This is a genomic window from Pseudomonas sp. RIT-PI-r, assembly GCF_001297015.1.
In the GTDB taxonomy this organism is placed as follows: domain Bacteria; phylum Pseudomonadota; class Gammaproteobacteria; order Pseudomonadales; family Pseudomonadaceae; genus Aquipseudomonas.
The window spans coordinates 311,536-329,741 of the sequence record NZ_LIGE01000018.1; the positions used below are offsets into that span (position 1 = coordinate 311,536).

The window sequence follows — 18,206 nt, forward strand, 5'->3', positions numbered from 1 at the left end:
GACCAGCGCTAGCAATGTGCGCTGAAGGGGCGCTTTGCACGGGGCGCCCCTTCAACACTTCAAAGCATAGCAACGGCCTCAGGGTTTGCCGGGGCTTGGAGCGTTCGTTCGTCCGCTTTCCCAACCGCCGCCCAAGGCGAGGAACAAATCGATCTGGCTCATCGCAACCTGGGTGTTGGCGGCGGCCAGTTGCGCGGTCACATCGGTGTAGGTGCGGGTTGCTTGCAGGTCAGCCAGGAACGACTCGCGGCCGGCCTGGAAGAAGCGGTGGGTCTGGTCTGCGGCCAGTTTCGCCGATTGCTCGGCATCGGCCAGTGCGTCGCGGCGTTGCAGCAGCGCGCTGTACTGGGCGAGGCCGGTCTGGGTTTCGCGAATGGCGTTGAGCACCACGCCGTCGAAGTGCGCCAAGGCGCCTTGGGTGGTCGCCTCAGCTTCACGAATGCGCGCGCGGGCGCCGTTGGTCGGCACCTTCCAGCTCAGCGACGGGCCGAAGCCCCAGCGGTTGGTCGACGGATCACCGAGGTCATCGAGAATGCCGACAGTGCCGATGGTCGCGCCGATGCTGATGTCCGGGTACAACTCGCCGGTGGCCACGCCGATGCCGGCGGTCGCGGCGGCCAGACGTCGTTCCGCCTGACGAATGTCCGGGCGACGTTTGAGCAAAGCGGCGCCATCACCGACCGGCACCAATTGAGCGATTTTCGGCAGTTCAGCGCAAGTCGCGGTGCCGGCCGGCAATTGGTCGACCGGTTTCGCCAGCAACATCGACAGACGGAACAACCCGGCCTGACGCGCCGCTTCATAACGCGGCATCTCGGCGCGCAGGGATTTGAATTGGGTTTGCGAACGGGTGACCTGGGTTTCATCGCCACGACCAGCGTCACGCAAACGCTGGATCAACGTGGTGCCTTGCGATTGCAGGTCGAGGGAATGCTGGGCGATTTCGCGTTCTTCGTTGGCCGCGCAGACTTGGGTGTAGGCGCGAACCACGTCCGCGACCAAGGTGATGCGCGCGGTATCGGCGGCGGCTTGGGTCGCGTCGGCGTTGGCCTTCGCGCCTTCGATGCCGCGCTGCAACGTGCCCCACAGATCGAATTGGTACGAAGCGCTGATGCCGATGTCACCGATGTTGGCCACCGGGACTTTTTCCGGCAGCAAGAATGCCTGACCGGATTCCTGCAATCGCTGGGCACCCATTTTCACCCCGCCGCTCCAGCCACCGGCGGCTTCGGCCTCATCGACCTGCGCACGGGCGCGCTGCAAATTGGCAGCGGCGACGCGCAGATCGGTGTTGGAAGCCATGGCTTGCTGCACCAGTTGATCCAGACGCGGGTCTTTATATAGCCGCCACCAATCCGCCGGTACTGGCGCCGACACCACAGGTTTGCCGGCAACGGCCAGTTCGCCCTGAAAATCCTTGCGTTGCACTGCCGCGTCTTCCGGCACGTAATAGTCCGGGCCAACCATCTGACACGCCGACAACATCACGCCCAACCCGGCGATCATCAGGGCCCTGCTCATTGCGCGGGCTCCTGCTTTTTATCGTCGACTTTTGAGTCTTCAATGATCGACACCGTAGCGGTACGCCCGGCGATCATGCGGAAATCTTCCGGCACATCATCAAAGGCAATCCGCACCGGGATCCGCTGCGCCAGCCGCACCCAGCTGAACGCCGGGTTGACGTTCGGCAGCAGGTTGCTGCCGCTGGTGCGGTCGCGGTCTTCGATGCCGGCGACGATGCTTTCGACATGCCCGCGCAATTTCGCACGGTCGCCGATCACACGGATATCCACCGACTGACCGACATGAATGCCGTCGAGTTTGGTCTCTTCGAAATAGCCGTCGATGTGGAAGGAATTGCTGTCGACCACCGACAACACCGGACGCCCGGCGGTGACGAACTCCTGCGGACGCGGCGCACGGTCGTTGACGTAACCGTCCACCGGGCTACGGATCACCGAGCGGTCGAGGTTGAGCTGGGCGCTGTCCACGGTGACCATGGCTTCGGCCAGTGCCGATTGCGCACGCGCGACCTTGGATTGGCTTTCTTCCAGCTGTTCGGCCGGCACCAGGTTGCCGAGGCCCCGGTTACGCTTGGCTTCGCGCTGGGCCTGGGCGAGGGTTTCTTCGCGGTCGGCAACAGCCGCTTTGGCCTGACGCAGGGCCAGTTTGAAGCGATCCTGGTCGATGCTGAACAGCACCTGGCCGCGCTTGATCAACTGGTTGTCTTTCACTTCAACCTGCTGGATCAGTCCGGACACGTCCGGAGCAATCTGGATGATGTCGGCGCGAATGTGGCCGTCACGGGTCCACGGCGCAAACATGTAATACATCACCATGCGCCAGACGAGGACAACGGCAAAAGTCACGATCAGCAGGGTCAGTACCACGCGACCGATGGTCAAAAACGGTTTTTTCATGTCATCAGGTATCGACTGAGTGAGTCCACGCCGTACAGCAGTACCGCGTAGAGGGCCACGTTGAACAATGCCCGGTGCCAGACCAGACGGTAAAAGTGCACGCGCGTGAGCACGCCATGCACCAACAAAAACAGCACATAAGTGATGCCCATCAACACCAGCAGGGTCGGCAGGAAAATGCCGCTGATGTCCAGATCACCGATCATAGGGGCGCTCCATCGGGCAGCGGTTCTTCGGCGTCGGCACTGGAGACGAATTCGACGCCGGGCAACAACGCCAGACGCAAACCGCTCAAGGCGTGCAACAGGTTCAGACGGGTTTCATCGTCGCCGTGGCCATTGAGCGCACGGCGGGTGCGATCAAGGGTCATCAGCAACGGCGCTGGCGCCGGCAAGCGTTCGCCAGCCTTAAGGCAGGCGCGGAAATACTCGCCGACCTCACTGACCACTTGCTGCAACAGCGCGTTCGGCGCGCCGGTCACCCGTGGGGTGTAGGCGAGCAAATCGAGCAGGTTCAGGCCCACCCGCACTTCGCGCATGGCGATGCCGGTGTCTTGGCCGGTGAGGGCCAGACGCGGCAGGTGCTGCATCAGTCGATCGAGCAACTGCACGCCCAATTTGCGGTGTTCCGCAAGGTTGGCCGGCTCGGTCATGTGGACGATGTCTTTCCAACTGAAGCGGGTCAGGCGTTTGGCCGCCAGTTCGGCGCCGAACGGGCGTGCAACCAGCGTCCAGATAAACGCGAACAACAGCCCTAACGGACCCGCCAGGTTGGAGTTCACGAAGGCAAAAAAGTCCGCGTCATAAGCCCCTTGGATACTGATGAACGAGGAGGTGTTTACCAGCGTCAGCAGCATGCCGAGGAAGAACCGCGGCTGTACCGTCAGCGTGCCGACGCAGATGAACGGAATGGAGAACGCCAGCACCAGCATCGGGAAGTCATGCAGGTTGGGCAGAATCAGAAACAGATAAAGGCTGGCGAACAGCACCGACATGCCGGTCCAGAAAAAGAACCGGTAAATCTGCGGTGCCGGGTCGTCCATCGAGGCAAAGAAACTGCACGCCACCGCGGCGAGAATCACCGCACTGCCGCCGTCCGGCCAGCCGAGCAGAATCCACAGCACCGAGGCGGTGATGATCGCCAGAACGGTCGAGGCCACCGAGTAGAGCATCAGCCCACGATCAATGAACGGCGTCAGACGACCCAGGCGCCAGTGGCGATACACCGCGCGCCAGCTGTCCTGGCGTTCGCAAAGAATCGCGTCCTGCAGACTGCGACAGTCCTGCCATAAATCGATGAATTCGCCGAGGCGATAAATCGAGTTGGAGAACAGCAGTTGTTTGCGATCCTCAAGCGCCTCGACGCTCGGTTGCAGGGCTTCGAGCTGATCTTTCAGCGCTTGCCAACGGTCGAGATCGGCGTCCTGATGAGCGAGCCATTCGCGGGTGGCGGCCAGCAGCGGTGCGAATTTTTCCACCAGCTCTGGTGTGCGCCGCTCTAGGGCGTAGAGCGAATCTTCCAGCGCATCGATCACCGGTAATAGATGAATCATCCGCCCGCGCAATTCTTTGGTGTTGCGCACGGTTTGCGGTCGCGCGCCTTCGTGGGGCAACTGGCCGATCATCAATTCGAGGCTGTTGAAGTTGGCAACCATGGCCATGCGCAGCGCGGTGACCTCTTCGGGCTGCACGTCGCGGCTGAGGAATTTCAGGCTGTAGGTCGTTGCGTCGGCGAACCACTTGCTCACCGCGTCGTTGAACACCGGCGCCAGACGGCGTGGCCAGAACATCGCGCCGACCACCGCAGCCACGGCGATGCCGAGGAAAATCTCTTCGGTCCGCGCTTCCGCCACGTCCCACACCGCCAGCGGGTTATCCACCACCGGCAAGGCAATCAGCGGCAAGGTGTAACCGGCGAGCATCAATGCGTAGTTGTTGGCCGTGCGCAGTTGCAGGGACAGGAACAGCAAAATCCCCGTCCACAGCGCGATGACCACCACCAGCACATACGGGCTCTGCACGAACATCGGCACGAAAAAAACCGCCGCCGCGGCACCGAGAAAAGTCCCGATGGCGCGGTATAGGGCCTTGGAACTGGTCGGCCCGAGAAACGGGCTGGAGACGATATACACCGTGGCCATCGCCCAATACGGACGCGGCATTTGCATAAGCAAAGCGATGTACAGCGCGATCATCGACGCTGCAAACGTACGGACCCCGTAGAACCAGTCGCGGGCCGGCGGAATGCCGGAGAAAAAACCGTTCAAGAATTGATCACCACAGGCGGATGGGCCGCCTCAAAAGCTCTGAGTACCCGAAGCGTAGCCTCCAGATCGCTCTGGTCGATGCCCTCAAGCACTTCATGACGCAGACGCACCAGTTCGATCTCGACCGCTTGCACCAGTTCACGACCGGTGTCAGTCAGGCTCAGGCACTTGGCGCGGCGATCCTGGACATCTTCGGTGCGGCAGACGTAGCCGGAATGACACAACTGATCGAGCAGACGCACCAGCGACGGACTCTCCATCCCGGCCGCCTGCGCCACCTGCACCTGGCGCACGCCCTCACCCAAGCGGCCGATCATCAACAACGGCACGGCGCAGGCTTCGGAGATTCCATAGTTGACCAGCGTGGTCTGGCAGATCTTCCGCCAATGCCTGGCGGCCACCACCATGGCACTGCTGATGTTCATCTGGAGAGCGTCGAGTTCGTTCGGCACGAGGAAATGCACACTGTTAGTTTGCTAACTATCAATATCGCATTGGAGGGGAATTTCAGTCAAGTTTTGAAACAAATTGCCTACTGGGGCGAAGAGAGCCGCCGCTGAGAGATAAATCAGCGCTTTTTTGCATTCTCATAAACGCTACTGCGCTCACGTTTACCGACCGCTACGACTGAAACGACGACCCTCTCGTCAATGACCTGATAAACCAGACGATAGCCTGAAGCCTTCAATTTGATTTTGTAGCAATCAGGCATTCCATGAAGTGCGTCAGCGGAGACTCTGGGCAGCTTCAATCTCTCACCCAGCTTCTTTTTGAATTGTTCTCGTAGTGTATGACCCAACTTGTTCCACTCTTTGTGAGCGGATGGCAAAAATTCGAGCTTATAGGTCATCCAGGCTCACCGAAATTGGCGTCTCATGGCTGCGGGCGCGAACGATTTCAGCAAGCTCCAAATCATCAAGTCGCTCCATCATTGCTTCGTACACATCCGCTGGCACCATATAGCCCATAACGCGATTGTGGTTAAGAACAGCCACGGCACCGCCATGCGCACCGCTCAGCACAGCGGAAGGGTTTTTCTTTAATTCTGAGACACTGACAGCCATATCGGCCAGAACGTTTTGCATAATAAAAGACCTCAATTGAGGTCGTGATTTTGGTCTATTTTTTGATCCTCAACAACCGTTCCACTCAATTGAATGACAAGAGGTTGGCTTTCAGTCAGCTCTCACGCCCCTTGCGCAACAACACATCCAACTGATCCACCACCTCCGCCCAATCGGCGTCATCCAGAATCTCGTCACGCAAGAACTGCGACTGGCTCTTCGTCCAGAAAAACGCATCCGCCAGGTGCAGCTCTGGCTTGAGCGGGGAATGGGTGGTGAGGAATTTGTCGATGTTGACCGGATCATCCGGAAGGCCGAGTTGTTTGAACAGGGATGGCAAGCTGTGCGTTGGGCTTTCCATTGAGCAATTCCTTGATGAATGGGGTGTTTGGAAGATTATTCGCGAGCAGGCTCGCTCCCACAGGGGAATGCGATCAACCTGTGGGAGCGAGCCTGCTCGCGAAGGCGTCAGTGCCTGCGCCACAAAACCTAATCACTCAACTCCCGCACCTCGGCATGCGGCACCATCTTCAGAAACTCGGGCATGCTCATGTGCAGCAGATAATTGTGGTTGCCCGCCTCCAGGTAAATATCCTTCTGCCGCGTCAGCAGCGGGTCGATGACCATGTCGAGCCCGTAGGAATCGCCCAGCGGCGGCACCGCGCCGCGCTCGCAGTCGTCGAAGATGTGCGCCAGATTGCTTTCGCGGGTCAGTTGCCATTCGCCACTGAGGCGCACCTTGCTCAGGTCAAGGTGACGGCTGGCCGGCAGCACGGCCATCAGGTAGTGCCCGTGGTGGTCGTCGAGGATGATCGATTTGGCTACCCGCTCGGCGGGCACCCCGGCGACCCGTGCGGTTTCCAGGCTGCTGGACGAGTGTCGGTGGGCGACGATGTCGTATTCGCAGTGCGCCCGGTTCAGGCTGCTCTGCACCTTTCTTGCCATACGCATGATGCACCTCGGTGTTGCGCTGAACGGTGATTGCCGTGTCTTTGAGTCTAGTTCGGCGGGTGTTTGGCGCAGGGAAATCCGCTCACCGGACATATCTGCACATTGATCAAAATTCATACAGGACAACCCTCAACTAGACTGAAAGAACCAGCCCATGACGCTCGCGGAGGGTCACGTGAACAGCCGATGTTGTGCGTTTGTCTTACTCCTGCTGATCAGCGGCTCAGCCCTCGCCGCCGACACCCCGTTGCCGCCGATGAGTCCGGCCGGTTTGTGGCTGATTACCTTGGGCATCGTCTTTCTGATCGCCGAAGCGGCGCTGCCCAACTACGGCGTTATCGGTCTGGGCGGCATCATCATGTTCGTCATCGGCGCGCTGATTCTGAGTAACGCCGAGTTGCCGGCGCCAATGATGATCGGTCTCGGTCTGATCAGCGCCCTGCTGTTGCTCGCGCTGGTAATTCGCGCCCTGAAAACCCGGCCGCGTCACGCCGTCAGTGGCGACGCCGGCCTGCTCGGCAGCGTGACCGCGATCACCACAGTGCAACCGGGCGATGCGCGTAACGGCTGGGTGCAACTGCAAGGTGAACGCTGGCAAGTGCTCAGTGCCACGCCGCTGCGCACCGGGCAACCGGTACGCGTGGTGGCGCGCAAGGGATTGTTGCTGCAAGTGGCCGCGACTGACGCGGCGCCACTCGGAGAGTGATCATGGGTCTGCAAATCGGTTTTGTTGCGCTGCTGTTACTGGTCATTGCCCTCGCCGGCTCGACGTTTCGCATCCTGCGTGAATACGAGCGCGGCGTGGTGTTCCAGCTCGGCCGCTTTTGGCAGGTCAAAGGCCCCGGGCTGATCCTGTTGATTCCAGTGGTGCAGCAAATGGTTCGGGTCGACCTGCGCACCGTGGTGCTCGACGTGCCGCCGCAGGACGTAATCACCCGCGACAACGTCTCGGTCAAGGTCAACGCCGTGCTGTATTTCCGCGTACTTGATCCACAGAAGGCGATTATTCAGGTCGAGGATTTTCTCTCGGCCACCAGTCAACTGGCCCAAACCACCTTGCGTGCAGTGCTCGGCAAACACGAACTGGATGAACTGCTGGCTGAACGTGAGCAGTTGAACATCGACATTCAGCAAGTGCTCGACGCGCAGACAGACGCCTGGGGCATCAAAGTCGCCAACGTCGAGATCAAGCATGTCGACCTCAACGAGTCGATGGTGCGAGCCATCGCCAAACAGGCTGAAGCCGAGCGCGAGCGGCGGGCCAAGGTGATCCACGCCGAGGGCGAGTTGCAGGCGTCGGAAAAACTCATGCAAGCCGCGGAAATGCTCGGCCGTCAGCCCGGGGCGATGCAGTTGCGCTATATGCAGACCTTGAGTTCGATCGCCGGCGACAAGAGTTCGACGATTGTCTTTCCGTTGCCGATTGAATTGCTCAAGGGCATGGCGGATTTGTCGGGGAAATCCTGAAGGTCAAAAGATCGCAGCCTGCGGCAACTCCTACAGGGGTTGGCGTTAGCCTGCGGGAGGGGTGGGGGTGAACAAGCGCGCCTTGAGTCCGCCCGCATGGACTTCGGCGCTGACCTGCCAGGTCGCGGGCAAGGGTGAGAATTCTTCCGGGCCGTCGAAGCTGCCGACCAGCCACACCCGGCCATTTCCCGGCAACTCAGCGAGGCTGTCCAGATAGACATCGCGCGTTACCAGTGTGCCGAAGCCGTACTCATTCGGCTGCGTCGGTTGGCCATCCGCCGTCGGTGGCGTGTAAAGGCGCACCTGCGCGCCGCTGCGGTCGTAGTAGACGTAGCTCAAGTACCAGAGCATGTCGCTGGTGACGATGCGATCACCCGGCAGAAAATGCCGGTTGACGTAACTCACCACTCGGTCCATTTGGTCGTTGCTGTCGACCGTTGCATTGTTGTTCACACCCACCAGTTCCACACCGATCAGCGCCACCAGCAGCGCCAGTGCAACCAGTCGGGCGCGGCTGTACAAACGATCAATGGCCAGCGCCGCCAGCATCGGCAAACCGAGGGCGTACGCCGTCAGGTAGCGCTCGATGAAGACCGGGGTGATGAAAGACACCAGATACACCAGCAATAGCGGCAGTCCGGTGTACAACGCCAACAGAATACTGCCGCGCGACACACTGCGATCACGCATCACCGCGACAACCGTCAGCGCCAGCAATGCCAAGGGCAACGCGGCGAAAATCAGCAGCGGCAGCGTCTCGCCATCGTCCTGAATCAGCCACGACCAGATCATCGACGGCAGCGAACTCAATGTAACAGCAGGTTCCCAACCGACATCGCCGCCGGCCTTGAGCTGTTCCATGTGCTGCATCAAGTCGAGCAGATTGGGCAGCCAAGGCAGGTACAGTACGACGATGGCCACGTTCGCCAGCCACCAGTTCCAGCGCTGGATATGCCGAAAGCGGTAACCGCGCTGTATGCGGATCGCGATCAGATAGAGCCAGTGACACAGCGCCGCGAGCACGGCGAAGTAGTGGGTGTAGAACGCCGCGCTCATCAACAGCGCGTAGTACAACAGAAAGCGATGGCGTTGCGGGCGCCGGATCCAGTAGACCAGCGCCAGGCTTGCGGCAATCAGAAGCGCTCCGAGCAGCGCGTACATGCGCACTTCCTGGCTGTAGCGCACCGCCGTCGGTAGCAGTGCGAGCAACAATCCGGCGATAAACGCGGCGCGTCGAGTGGCCAGGCAATCCACCAGCCACACACCCAGCCCGACCGCCGCAATGCCGGCCAGCGCACTGAGTGTGCGCACCGCGAGAATGCCGTCCCCGAACAGTTCGACCCAGCCATGCAGCAGCATGAAGTACAGCGGCGGATGCACATCGAATGCGGCGTGCTGCCAGATTTCACTCAGCGAATAGCGCGCCAGCAGCAGGCTGGAGCCTTCATCGCCCCAGATCGCCGCCGCCGTCAGGTCATAAAAACGCACGAACGCGGCCAGCGCGAGAATCGGCCACAGCCAGTGATTTTTTACCCAGCGCACCCAGCGCAGACTACCGAACCAGGAGCCGGGCGCGGCAAACGGGTCTTGCGTGTCGCCCATCGGCGTGACTCGATTGACCGCCATCGCTTCCTCTTGCCGCACCGCAGCGCCACGAGAGTATGACGCGCCAACCTGCCAATCACTTTAGGTCAGCCACAGCAGAACCGTCGATGTCGGCAGGCGCTTTCACGACACCCGGCAACCCGGCGACGATTTTCTCTTGCGGATACACCGACTCCCACCCCCCGCCCAATGCCTTGTACAAACCGACCATCGCCAGCGAAACCCCGGTCGAACTCTCGACCCACTGTTCCTGCGTCGCCAGCAACGCGCCTTGCACAGTAAGAACGTTGACGAAATCGACCACGCCTTCGACGTATTGCTGTTGCGCGGTGCGCAAGGCGATCTGGTTCTGACGTACGGCTTCTGCAAGGCTGTCGCGGCGGCGCTGGCTGGCGTTGTAAGCGGTCAACTGATCGTCGATTTCATGCCAGGCGCGCAACACGGTCTGCTGGTAGGCGATGGCCGCTTCCTGCTGCTGGGCTTCGCGCAGTTGCAGCACGCAGCGCAGGCGTCCACCGTCGAACAGCGGCAAACTGAACTGCGGGCCGATGCCGAAGGCACGCGACCCCCACGAACCGAAATCGCTGAGTTGCATGGCTTGCGAACCGAGGTTGCCGGACAGGGTAATGCGCGGATAGAAATCGCCTTTGGCCACGCCGATATTGGCAGTAGCGGCGTGCAGGCGCGCTTCGGCCTGGCGGATGTCCGGGCGGCGTTCGGCCAGTTGCGACGGCAGGCCGATGGCGACTTGCAGCGGCGACTGCGGCACGGCGGCGTCTGTGGATAACTCTTTGGCGAGGGCCTGTGGCGGTTCGCCCATCAGCAGGCTGATCGCGTTGATCAGTTGCGACTGGCGTTGTTCCAGCGCCGGCAGACGCGATTCGATGGCGGCGACTTGCGCGGCGGCTTCGGCGACGTCCAGGTCAGTGGCAACGCCATCGGCCAGGCGCAGTTGCGAGAGTTTCAGGCTGTGCCGGGCGACGTCGAGGTTTTCTTCGGTGACCGCGCGAGTGTTCTGTACGCCGCGCAACTGGATGTAGTTCTGCGCGGTGTCTGCCAATACCGCCAGCAACACACCGCGACGGTCGTTTTCAGCGACTTCGAGGTTGGCGTCGGCAGCTTCGGTTTCGCGGCGCACGCGACCCCAGAAATCCAGTTCCCATGAGGCGGAGAAACCGGCGTCCCACAGGTTGAAGGCGGAATCACCGTTGTGGCCGGATGGGTCGTTCAGGCCTTTGCCACTGTTGCGTTCGCGCGAGTAACTGCCGGTGGCCGCGGTGTTTGGATAGCGCTCAGCAGTGATGACCTGGCGGGCGGCGCGGCTTTGTTGCAGACGGCTGCTGGCCAGTTGCAAGTCGAGGTTGCTCTGCACCGCACGCTGAGTGAGCGCGGAGAGTTGCGCGTCGTGGAAGACCTCCCACCAGCGTTCGTTGAGGGGTTCGCTGACCGCTTGGCTGGGGGCGGACTTGGCGGGTTTGGCCCAGTCGGTGATTTGTGTGGCTTCGGGTTTCTGGAAGTCCGGGCCGACGGTGCAGGCGGCGAGACTCATTGTGAGCAAGGCACTCAGAGTGATTTGCTGCCACTGGCCTCTTCGCGAGCAGGCTCGCTCCCACCTGTTGGAATGCATTCTCCCTGTGGGAGCGAGCCTGCTCGCGAAGGCGTCGGTTCGATCAACACGGCTCATCGCTGAGTCACCTCACGCACCGACGTCGCCGAACTGGCGGTATCAATACTCGCCTCCACCGACATGCCCACGCGCAAGCGCTCGGCCAACGGCTGACCCGGTTCGAGCATGATCTTCACCGGAATCCGCTGCACCACCTTGGTGAAGTTGCCGGTGGCGTTATCCGGTTTGACTGCTGCGAAGGTCACTCCCGTGGCCGGCGCAATGCTCTCGACACGACCGGTCAGCGCTTCACCACCCAGGCTGTCGACGCGTACTTGCACCTCTTGCCCTGGCTGCACGTCGGTCAGTTGGGTCTCCTGGAAATTCGCCACCACATAGGCCTGCTTCAATGGCACCACCGCCAGCAGCTTGCTGCCCGGCGTCACATAGGCGCCGACGCGCACGGCCCGCTCGCCGATCATGCCGTCCTGCGGCGCGGTGATGCGGGTGTAGGAGAGCTCGAAACTGGCGATTTCCAGCGCCGCTTGTGCGTGCTTCAAACTGCCTTCGGCAGCGTCACGCTGGGCGCTGAGGATATCGACTTGCTTGCGCTCCGCCGCCAGTTTCGCCGTGGTCGTGTCGAGATGAGCCGTGGCCTGATCGATGCGCGTGCGCGCCTGTTGCGCGTTCTGCACAGTCCCGGCACCGACGCCGGCCAAATGGTTGTAGCGATTCAGTTCTTGCTGGGCGAAGGCCATTTCCGCCTTGGCCGACACCACCGAGGCTTGCGCCTGAGCGATCACCGAGGTCTGCCGCTCCAGCGTTGCCTTGGCGTTTTGCAGTTGCGCCCGCGCCACCAGAGTTTGTGCATCCGCGGCTTCTGCCGAAGCACGCAGATCACGATCATCGATCAACGCCAGCAACTGCCCGGCTTTGACCTGCTGGTTGTCTTCCACCAGCACTTCCTTGATGAAACCGGCCACACGCGGCACCACCAGGGTGTAGTCGGCGGAGACGAATGCGTCGTTGGTATTTTGCTGGGTACGTTTGCCAAACATACCGGGCAGCGCCAGGTACACCAGCACGCCGACAGCCAGCGCGGCCGCTACAGCCACCGCGAGTTTTTGCTTTGCTTGAGTCGTCATAAAAACCTTCTGTTTCAGTACAGCCATCAGGTCGGTGCGCGCGGCGGATAAATCCGCGTCGGCAGCCAGAAAATCAGCAGGATCAACGCCACTGCGACGCCAGCCATGCACACGTAGAGATCGGAAGAAGTCAGCACCACGGCCTGTTCGTGCAGGCGATGGGCGAGGCCCGGATCGCTACGATCGGCCAGCGGCGAATTGCCGAGGCTGTCGACCAACATGCTTGAGTGGAAATGCAGGCGCGACGTGGTAAGCGCCTCGATCACCCCGGTGGCGACCACGGCCGACAGGCCTTTCACGGTGTTGAACCATGCCGATGCGAAGGGACCGTCCAGCGGTGTGATGCTGCCGGTCGAGAGCATCAACAGCGGCAGCACCGCCATCGGCTGACCAAAAATCTGCAGCCATTGCAGAACATAGAAGTCGTCGCGAATCCACTGCGAGGTCAGCTGCGATCCGCCCAGGCAGGACAGCGCCAACATGCTCAAACCGATGCCGAGTACCCAGCGGCAATCGACCCAGCGCAGGTTGCACAGCGCGGCCACCAACGGCAGCGCAATCAGTTGCGGCAATGCGGCGATGAGCATGATCGGCGCGGTCTGCACCGGGCGATAACCTTGCACCTGGGCCAGATAGCTCGACGGAATCAGCACCACCGCCAACAACACCACCAAAACGCCAGCCAGGGTCATCAGTGCGAACGAAAGGTTGCGGATACCGAGCATCTGCAATTTGAAAAACGGAATCGGCTGCGACCATTCGTTGATCAGAAACGCCACCAGCAGCAGCGAGCCGGCGCCGAGCAATCCACAGATCAGGCTCGATTCGAACCAGTCCAGCCGATTGCCTTGCAGCAAACCGATCACCAACATGCAGATCGCCGGAAAGCCCAGCAGCAGACCTTTCCAGTTGAACGATTTGAGGCGTTCCAAACGCAGCGGGTCCTGCGGAATGCCCCACGCGACCATCGCCATGGCGATCAGGCACGGCACGATGATCTGCCAGAACGTCCATTGCCAGCCGACGTATTCGGTCCATAAACCGGCCAGCGGCGTGCCGAGACCGGGGCCGAACGTTGCCGTCAGTGCATAACCGGCCAGACCATAGAGTTTGATGTTGGCCGGCAAAAAGCGCAGGGCGACGGTCATCAGCATCGGCGGCAACGCACCGCCGGCGAGGCCTTGCAGGATGCGCATCAGCAGCAGGCTTTCGTAATTGGGGGCGAACGGGCACAGCACGCCGAGCAGAGTGAACAGACCGATCGCGCAGAGGGTGAAGCGGCGCAGCGAGAAGGTCACCGAACACCACGGCGCGAAGGCCATGGCCGCAACCGAGGTGGCGGTGTAACTGGCGACCAGCCAGGTGCCTTCGTCGTAACCGATGCTCAGCGCGCCACGGATGTCGGCCAGGGCCACCTTGGTGACCATCTCGTTGAGGCCCGACACCAGCACCGCCAGCAGCACGCCGACCAGGCCAATGATGATCCGCGCCCCGAACACCGGTGGCGTGGCCGCCTTCGCCGGGCTGGCCGCAGCGATGGGCGCTGCTGCCGTCAGGGATGTCATGAATTCACACTCCGGAGGGAAAAATACCGGAGCATCTTAGTCGGGCTTGGCAATGACGAAAATTGACTTATTGGCAGGTTATAAGTGCGCCAGACACAACAATGAACATCCCTTGTGGGAGCGAGCCTGCTCGCGAAGGCGTCGGGTCAGTCAATATCATGAGTGACTGATCCAGCGCTTTCGCGGGCAGGCTCGCTCCCACAGGGTTTTGTGTTTTCTCGGGGATTAAGGCTGGGCCGCCAGCCACGTCTCGTCGCAGCAGGCCTTGAGGGTTTCGCGCAGCCAGCGATGTGCCGGATCCTTGTCGAAACGCGGGTGCCAGGCCTGGGTCAGCATCAGTGTCGGCAACGGAATCGGCAGGTCGAACGAACGCAGTTTCAAACCGAGCCGACGCACGCTCAGCAACGCTTCCTTGGGCACTGGCAGGATCAGGTCGGAATCCGGCAGCGCAAACATCGCCGCATGAAAACTCGGCGCAATCACCGCGACGCGGCGCTCCAGCCCCAAGGCATTCAGCGCCGTATCAATCGGGCCACGGGCGATGCCACGACGCGACATGCTGATATGGGAAAACCCGGCGTAGCGCTCGGCAGTGATTTCGCCGTCAAGCAAGGGATGGTCTTCACGCACCAAGCCAACGAAGTGTGTAGAAAACAGGTTCTGCACTTTGACTTCCGGGGTGACGGGCCGGGTGTTGCTGACGCTCAGATCGATGCGCCCTTCTCGCAGGGCTTCATCATCGCCATCGCCTTCCGGGACAAAGCGCAATTCGCAGTGCGGCGCGAGTTGATCGAGGGTGTCGAACAGCTTACCGCCGTACACCCCGATGAAAAAGTCGTTGGCGCGGATGCTGAAGCGCCGACGCAGCGTGCCCAGCTCCACAGTGTCGGCGGAGCGGAACAACAGCGCGGCCTGCTCGACCACATCGCGCACCTGTTCGCGCAGTTCCAGCGCTTTGGGCGTTGGCACCAGACCTCGGCCGGCACGCACGAGGATCGGGTCGCCGATGGCTTCGCGGATTCGCGTCAGGGTGCGGCTCATGGCTGCCGGACTGAGGTTCATCCGCCGCGCAGCGCCGACCACACTGCCCTCGTCGAGCAAAGCGTCGAGGGCGACCAAAAGGTTCATGTCCGGGAGTTGCATCGTGAGCACTCATGGCTGATCAGGATTGATCTGGGCGCAATGCTAGCAAACATCCTTCAAGTATTGCGGTGGCATGACTGACGCTATCGCGAGCAGGCTCACTCCTACATTAGATCTTCAGTGCCTACAGATTTTGTGTCCTACACAGATCCCTTGTAGGAGTGAGCCTGCTCGCGAAGGGGCCAGCCGCCACGCCAAAAATTACCGCTGCATCCCCCACCGCTTCACGGTCACCCGCTCCAGCGTATCGAACACCAGATTCTCCACCAGCAAGCCAATCAGAATCACCACCGCCAACCCGGCAAACACCTTGTCGGTGTACAGCTCATTACGGTTCTGAAAGATGTACCAGCCCAACCCACCCTTGCCACTGGTCGCGCCAAACACCAGTTCCGCCGCAATCAACGTGCGCCAGGCAAACGCCCAGCCAATCTTCAGCCCGGCCAGAATCGACGGCAGCGCCGCCGGGATCAGGATGAACAGCACCAGCCGCAAACCCTTCAAACCGTAATTGCGCCCGGCCATGCGCAAGGTTTCCGAGACCCCGAGAAACCCCGCGTAAGTGTTCAGTGCCAAGGCCCACAACACCGAATGCACCAGCACAAAAATCAGGCTGTTCTGCCCCAGGCCAAACCACAGCAACGCCAAGGGCAGCAGGGCAATCGCCGGCAACGGATTGAACATCGAGGTCAAAGTGCTCAGCAGATCGCGGCCCAACTGCGTCGACACCGCGAGCGTGGTCAGGGCAAACGCCAACACGATGCCGATCAGGTAACCCTTGATCAGCACCACCAGCGATATCCACACCTTGGCCAGCAGTTCACCGCTGAGCAAGCCATCGAACAGCGCATGGCTGGTCTGCAGAAAACTCGGCAGCATCAGGTCGTTGTTCTGAATCCGCGCGACCACCTCCCAAACGACCGCAAGCACAATCAGGATCAGACTTTTACGCAGCCAGCCCTGCTGCCACAGTCGCGTGCCGAGCGACAGCTCTCGCTCGACCGGCACTTCGGTCAGCGGCTCCAGAACAATTTCAAACTCTTCACGCCCAGATGATGAATAGCTCATCGGGTAGTCCTCCTGGCCGCTCAATAGGCGATGCGAATGTCGTTGAAGTCGTGGTCACGCTCGGTTTCCGGCGACTGGCCTTCGTCGAACAGCAGACGATGAATGCGCCGCGCCGATTCCTGAAACGCCACGCCACCGAGGCTGTGCAAATCGTATTGATGGCTGTGCACTTCGGCGCACACCCGCCCCGGATGTGGCGACAACAGCAGGATGCGATTGCCGACCACCAGCGCCTCTTCAATCGAGTGGGTGACGAACAACAGGGTGAAACGCACCTCTTCCCAGAGCAGCAGCAATTCTTCCTGCATCTTGCGGCGGGTCAGTGCATCAAGGGCGGCGAATGGCTCGTCCATCAGCAGGATTTTCGGCTGCATGGCCAACGCTCGGGCAATCGCCACGCGCGCCTTCATGCCGCCGGACAAGGTGTGCGGATAGGCATCGGCGAACGCCGCCAGGCCAACTTTTTCCAGATAGTGCAACGCGCGCTCTTCGGCTTCTTTTTTCTTCAGCGTGCGCGATGCCAGCAGCGGAAACATCACGTTCTGTTTGACGGTTTTCCACGGTGGCAGTTGGTCGAATTCCTGAAACACCACGATGCGGTCCGGCCCCGGCGCATCAACGCGCAGGCCTTGCAGACGGATCTCGCCTTCGCACGGTTGAATGAACCCGGCCACCGCTTTGAGCAAGGTGGATTTGCCGCAGCCGGACGGGCCGGGCAGCACGTAGCGATCGGCCGGGTCGATTTCAAAACTGACTTGGTGAGTGGCACGCACCACGCGTTGCGGCGGGCGGTATTCGAGGCTGACGTGAGCGACCGCCAGCAACGCGTCGCTGCGGGCGATCGGGTTGCTGGCCGCGTGGCCTGGCAAGGGAGCGTTCATTTTTTGATCAATCTCCGGCGAATCAGAAAGGCGCGTCGCCCTGAATGGTCGTGCGATACAGCTTGCGGCGCAGGTGCGCGGGGCAGCCGGCGGCGAGATGGATCAGCGAGCGGTTGTCCCAGAACACCAGGTCGTGGGGCTGCCACTGATGGCGGTAGATGTTTTGCGGCAGCACGCTGTGGGCATAGAGCTCGCTCAGCAGTTGCTGGCTCTCGTCTTCCGGCAGGCCGACGATGCGCGTGGTGAAACCTTCGCTGACGAACAGCGCCTTGCGTCCGTTCTCCGGGTGCGTACGCACCACCGGATGCACCACTTCGGCGACTTGAGCCAATTGCTCCGGGGTCAGGGTCGGGCGCCAGTTGCCTTCGAATTTGGTTTCGCTGTAACGCGCCGTGTAGGAGTGCGCGGCACTGCGGCCTTCGACCGCTTTGCGCAACGCTTCGGGCAAGTTGTCCCAGGCTTTGTGCATATCGGCGAACAGCGTGTCGCCGCCCTCGGACGGCAGTTCTTGCGCGTGGAGCATCGAGCCAAGGCTTGGCAGCTCTTTATAAGAGAGGTCGGAGTGCCAGAACTTGCCGGCATCGCCGAGGCCGATGTTCTGGCCGTTTTCGACGATGTTGGAAACGATGAGGATTTCCGGGTGGTTGGCCAACAGGAATTGCTTGAGCACATGGATCTGCAACACGCCGAAGCGGCGGCTGAAGTCGATCTGCTGTTGGGGGGTGATTTGCTGGTCGCGGAACACCACGACGTGGTGATCCAGGTGCGCGCGATGGATGCGCGCGAAGTCTTGATCATTGATCAGCCGGGTGAGGTCGAGGCCAATGATCTCGGCGCCGACGGCACCACTGAAAGGACGGATTTCAAAGGATTGCGGCGCGGCAGTCGCGGCGCTTGGGGAAGCAGTAGCTGCGGACATCTTTCCATCTCCCACGCACGGCACGCTCACGGGCGCGCTCGTCGATCAGACACTCACGCTGGATTGCGTGTTGGTTCAGCTCGTGCGGCGCGCCGATTGGTCGGCA

General features: G+C 61.1%; 19 protein-coding genes. 2 read left to right on the forward strand and 17 right to left on the reverse strand.

Annotated elements, in window-relative coordinates; genetic code table 11:
• Positions 1 to 78: 78 nt before the first annotated feature.
• From AK821_RS07250 to AK821_RS07290, 9 genes are all read right to left on the reverse strand, one after another.
• Positions 79 to 1,521 carry an efflux transporter outer membrane subunit gene (locus tag AK821_RS07250; protein ID WP_064389056.1) on the reverse strand — a complete coding sequence of 481 codons (1,443 nt, stop codon included), beginning with the start codon at positions 1,519 to 1,521 and terminating at the stop codon, positions 79 to 81.
• The gene (locus AK821_RS07255) at positions 1,518 to 2,420 is read right to left on the reverse strand and encodes an efflux RND transporter periplasmic adaptor subunit (RefSeq protein WP_064389057.1); all 903 of its coding nucleotides are present in this window, start codon (positions 2,418 to 2,420) and stop codon (positions 1,518 to 1,520) included. The genes AK821_RS07250 and AK821_RS07255 overlap by 4 nt, the downstream gene beginning before the upstream one ends.
• Positions 2,417 to 2,626, reverse strand: coding sequence for a DUF1656 domain-containing protein (locus tag AK821_RS07260; protein WP_047601052.1), 210 nt, complete (start codon positions 2,624 to 2,626; stop codon positions 2,417 to 2,419). Before AK821_RS07260 ends, AK821_RS07255 begins: the two co-directional genes overlap by 4 nt.
• On the reverse strand, positions 2,623 to 4,686 hold the full coding sequence (locus AK821_RS07265; RefSeq protein ID WP_064389058.1) for an FUSC family protein: 2,064 nt from the start codon (positions 4,684 to 4,686) through the stop codon (positions 2,623 to 2,625). The genes AK821_RS07260 and AK821_RS07265 overlap by 4 nt, the downstream gene beginning before the upstream one ends.
• A complete protein-coding gene (locus AK821_RS07270) occupies positions 4,683 to 5,111 on the reverse strand; it encodes a MarR family winged helix-turn-helix transcriptional regulator (RefSeq protein WP_177330940.1) in 429 nt (142 codons plus the stop codon). The genes AK821_RS07265 and AK821_RS07270 overlap by 4 nt, the downstream gene beginning before the upstream one ends.
• A gap of 143 nt (positions 5,112 to 5,254) precedes the next feature.
• On the reverse strand, positions 5,255 to 5,536 hold the full coding sequence (locus tag AK821_RS07275) for a type II toxin-antitoxin system RelE family toxin (RefSeq protein ID WP_064389059.1): 282 nt from the start codon (positions 5,534 to 5,536) through the stop codon (positions 5,255 to 5,257).
• Positions 5,526 to 5,771: a type II toxin-antitoxin system Phd/YefM family antitoxin gene (locus AK821_RS07280; protein WP_064389060.1), complete on the reverse strand. Its 246-nt coding sequence runs from the start codon at positions 5,769 to 5,771 to the stop codon at positions 5,526 to 5,528. Before AK821_RS07280 ends, AK821_RS07275 begins: the two co-directional genes overlap by 11 nt.
• A gap of 94 nt (positions 5,772 to 5,865) precedes the next feature.
• Positions 5,866 to 6,111, reverse strand: coding sequence for a DUF2789 domain-containing protein (locus tag AK821_RS07285; protein ID WP_064389061.1), 246 nt, complete (start codon positions 6,109 to 6,111; stop codon positions 5,866 to 5,868).
• Positions 6,112 to 6,239: 128 nt separating this feature from the next.
• The gene (locus AK821_RS07290) at positions 6,240 to 6,701 is read right to left on the reverse strand and encodes an aminoacyl-tRNA deacylase (RefSeq protein WP_064389062.1); all 462 of its coding nucleotides are present in this window, start codon (positions 6,699 to 6,701) and stop codon (positions 6,240 to 6,242) included.
• A 154-nt stretch (positions 6,702 to 6,855) separates the two neighbouring features.
• Here AK821_RS07290 and AK821_RS07295 point away from each other — a divergent pair, with 154 nt between their 5' ends.
• Together AK821_RS07295 and AK821_RS07300 are read left to right on the forward strand one after the other, a co-directional pair.
• The gene (locus tag AK821_RS07295; protein WP_064389063.1) at positions 6,856 to 7,407 is read left to right on the forward strand and encodes an NfeD family protein; all 552 of its coding nucleotides are present in this window, start codon (positions 6,856 to 6,858) and stop codon (positions 7,405 to 7,407) included.
• A 2-nt stretch (positions 7,408 to 7,409) separates the two neighbouring features.
• Positions 7,410 to 8,168: a slipin family protein gene (locus AK821_RS07300; protein ID WP_003220464.1), complete on the forward strand. Its 759-nt coding sequence runs from the start codon at positions 7,410 to 7,412 to the stop codon at positions 8,166 to 8,168.
• A 45-nt stretch (positions 8,169 to 8,213) separates the two neighbouring features.
• Here AK821_RS07300 and AK821_RS07305 read toward each other — a convergent pair whose 3' ends face one another.
• The 8 genes from AK821_RS07305 to AK821_RS07340 form a co-directional block, all read right to left on the reverse strand.
• A complete protein-coding gene (locus tag AK821_RS07305; RefSeq protein ID WP_064389064.1) occupies positions 8,214 to 9,794 on the reverse strand; it encodes a glycosyltransferase family 39 protein in 1,581 nt (526 codons plus the stop codon).
• A 55-nt stretch (positions 9,795 to 9,849) separates the two neighbouring features.
• Positions 9,850 to 11,457: an efflux transporter outer membrane subunit gene (locus AK821_RS07310; RefSeq protein ID WP_236708296.1), complete on the reverse strand. Its 1,608-nt coding sequence runs from the start codon at positions 11,455 to 11,457 to the stop codon at positions 9,850 to 9,852.
• Positions 11,454 to 12,524, reverse strand: a complete 1,071-nt coding sequence (locus tag AK821_RS07315) for an HlyD family secretion protein (protein WP_064389090.1) — start codon at positions 12,522 to 12,524, stop codon at positions 11,454 to 11,456. Before AK821_RS07315 ends, AK821_RS07310 begins: the two co-directional genes overlap by 4 nt.
• A gap of 26 nt (positions 12,525 to 12,550) precedes the next feature.
• Positions 12,551 to 14,089, reverse strand: a complete 1,539-nt coding sequence (locus AK821_RS07320) for an MFS transporter (RefSeq protein WP_064389065.1) — start codon at positions 14,087 to 14,089, stop codon at positions 12,551 to 12,553.
• Positions 14,090 to 14,314: 225 nt separating this feature from the next.
• A complete protein-coding gene (locus AK821_RS07325) occupies positions 14,315 to 15,232 on the reverse strand; it encodes a LysR family transcriptional regulator (protein ID WP_025113444.1) in 918 nt (305 codons plus the stop codon).
• Positions 15,233 to 15,433: 201 nt separating this feature from the next.
• The gene (locus AK821_RS07330; protein WP_064389066.1) at positions 15,434 to 16,300 is read right to left on the reverse strand and encodes an ABC transporter permease; all 867 of its coding nucleotides are present in this window, start codon (positions 16,298 to 16,300) and stop codon (positions 15,434 to 15,436) included.
• A 20-nt stretch (positions 16,301 to 16,320) separates the two neighbouring features.
• Positions 16,321 to 17,181 carry an ABC transporter ATP-binding protein gene (locus AK821_RS07335; protein ID WP_064389067.1) on the reverse strand — a complete coding sequence of 287 codons (861 nt, stop codon included), beginning with the start codon at positions 17,179 to 17,181 and terminating at the stop codon, positions 16,321 to 16,323.
• Between the two features lie 22 nt (positions 17,182 to 17,203).
• On the reverse strand, positions 17,204 to 18,100 hold the full coding sequence (locus AK821_RS07340; protein WP_064389068.1) for a TauD/TfdA dioxygenase family protein: 897 nt from the start codon (positions 18,098 to 18,100) through the stop codon (positions 17,204 to 17,206).
• Positions 18,101 to 18,206 lie beyond the last annotated feature (106 nt).